This window comes from Halovulum marinum (assembly GCF_009697225.1).
Classification (GTDB): domain Bacteria; phylum Pseudomonadota; class Alphaproteobacteria; order Rhodobacterales; family Rhodobacteraceae; genus Halovulum; species Halovulum marinum.
Genome location: NZ_WIND01000069.1, coordinates 1 through 1102 on the forward strand (window position 1 = coordinate 1; position 1102 = coordinate 1102).

The 1102-nt window shown below is 72.0% G+C and carries 2 protein-coding genes; both read right to left on the bottom strand.

Annotated elements, in window-relative coordinates; genetic code table 11:
• Positions 1 to 370: DUF2460 domain-containing protein (locus GE300_RS22030; RefSeq protein WP_154449705.1), on the bottom strand; the 370-nt coding region annotated here is incomplete at its 3' end.
• Positions 370 to 1102: phage tail tape measure C-terminal domain-containing protein (locus tag GE300_RS22035; protein ID WP_325063362.1), on the bottom strand; the 733-nt coding region annotated here is incomplete at its 5' end. The genes GE300_RS22035 and GE300_RS22030, both read right to left, overlap by 1 nt.

The following is a 1102-nucleotide window of genomic DNA, read 5'->3' on the forward strand; positions in this document are numbered from 1 at the left end:
TCCACGACTGCGCGCCCGAGGCGTAGAGCTTGGTCAGCTGGAAAGCGGTCGTCGTGCCGTCGCCGGTGCCGATCGCCTGGTCGGTGGGCGATGCCGTGCCCGAGGGCAGGCAGGACTTGTGGTCGCCCCAGTCCTTGAAGCGGAAGCCGTGCAGGCGACCGTTGCGCGCCTCGAAGAAGGCGACCACCGCCGCCAGATCGTCCGCGCGGCGGATGCCGTAGGCGACATCGTAGCGGCGGCGCGAGTTGGCCCAGCTGGCGTTGCGCTCCTCGTCGCCAGAGGCGAGCTCGACGATCTGTGTGCGTCTTTCTGGCCCGCCGCGCGCGCCGCGACTGATGTTGTCGGGAAACCGGACCTCGTGAAACGCCATCACATGCCCCTCCGCCCGAGCGACACGGCGCGGGCGATGTCGGCCGCGACCTGCGTCCGGGACTGCCGGAAGCTTTCGGCGTCGCGGGCCATGATGGTGACGTTGACGGCGCCGCCTGCGCCGTAGCTCTGCGCCTCGCGACGCGACAGCACCCGCTCGCCCCGCTGCAGGATTGCGGGCACCTCGTCGTGGCGAAGCCCGGCCATCCCGCCGGAATGCATCCGCGGCGCGGCGGCAAAGGCCATGGCCGGGACCATGCGCGAGGGCCCGGCCGCGCCGACCATGCCGCCCGCATGCAGGACGTTGGCGAAGATGCCGCCAGCACCAGAAAACACGCCCGAGAGCGCGTTGGCGATCGGCCCGAGGATGAACCGCCGCGCCGCCAGCTGCGCGAGATCGGCCAGCAGCGAGGTGACGAGATCGCGGAAGTTCAGCTTGCCGGTCCGCACGAACTGGCCGACGGCGTTCTCGGCCGACTGGAAGGCGCCGACGAGGCTCTGGCCAATATCGCCGCCGATCTCGCGCGCCTTGCTGGCGTAGTCCGACAGCGCCGCCGTGACCGCCTGCCAACCGGTGACGGCAGCCTCGGACGCGGTCTCCGCTGCCGCAGCAGCAGCCCCGGCCGCCGCGCCTGCACCTGTCGCGGCGCGACCTGCATCGCCGAGTGCCGTCTCCAGCCGCTCGGCCGCACCCGTGGCCTCGGTCAGCGCATCGCCGCTCGTCTCGTCGGTT